Consider the following 500-nt stretch of genomic DNA (forward strand, 5'->3'; position numbering starts at 1 on the left):
AATGCGGTCCAAGCTTTCCACGAGTTTGTCGTAGAAGGATCGTCTGGTTGGCGCCGGCGCGAACGGGAGTTCAACCACGTTCGATGATCGGTGGGCGACCCGCATACCCGGTACGTTCTCCAGAATTAGTGCGGCTGGCCGGATCGCATCAACAGCCTCCACGTACTTCTGGAAAAGGAGGTTTCTTGGATCGTCCTCCATTCGCCGCCCAGCAAAGCTAAATCCTTGGCATGGCGGGCCTCCTGCCAAGACGTCAACGACCCCGCGCAATTTCTCAAGCTCGTGCTGATGCTCGTTCAGCAACTCCTCGATACCCCAGGCTCTTTGGGCCAACCATGATGGCCATTCAAACTTGTGAGCGATGGGAGAAGCCTCCGACCTGAAATTTGTGGCGAAGGTTTCAAACGCCATCGAGTCACGTTCAATGGCAAAAAGGCCCTGCATGCCGGCTAGAGAAAGCCCAAGCGATAGTCCGCCGCAACCAGCGAACAAGTCGACGA

The 500-nt window shown here is 56.4% G+C and carries 1 protein-coding gene; it reads right to left on the reverse strand.

All coding sequences use genetic code 11. From position 1 onward, the window contains the following. The coding region (locus ABUE31_RS22805) for a DNA cytosine methyltransferase (RefSeq protein WP_367726058.1) at window positions 1-500 on the reverse strand (500 nt) is incomplete at both ends.

The sequence above is a fragment of the Mesorhizobium marinum genome (assembly GCF_040813675.1).
In the GTDB taxonomy this organism is placed as follows: Bacteria; Pseudomonadota; Alphaproteobacteria; order Rhizobiales; family Rhizobiaceae; genus Mesorhizobium_K; species Mesorhizobium_K marinum.